Here is a 234-nt window from a genome sequence, read left to right as displayed (position 1 = left end):
CGACCATGTTCAAGAATCTCGCCCTTGCCGGTGCCGCGCTTGCGATGGGCGCCGCCGCCGTTGCGCCGACCGCTGCCGATGCGCAGCGCTATTACGGCGACCGCTACCAGCGGGGCTATTACGATCAGCGCGACTATCGCAGCTACGATCGCCGTGGTGACGACCGTCGCTACAATTACAACCGCCGCTGCTCGAACGGCACGACCGGCACGATCGTCGGCGCGATCGCCGGTG

At 66.7% G+C, this 234-nt stretch carries 1 pseudogene; it reads left to right on the top strand.

Features of this window, described 5'->3' with window-relative positions:
- Positions 1 to 234, top strand: a pseudogene (locus tag CVH10_RS24665) (hypothetical protein); the annotation flags it as partial.

It is taken from the genome of Halomonas sp. ND22Bw, from assembly GCF_003011945.1.
Taxonomy (GTDB): Bacteria; Pseudomonadota; Gammaproteobacteria; order Pseudomonadales; family Halomonadaceae; genus Halomonas; species Halomonas halophila.
Note: the sequence above shows the minus strand (reverse complement) of the source record. Positions and strands in the feature narration are given on the sequence as shown.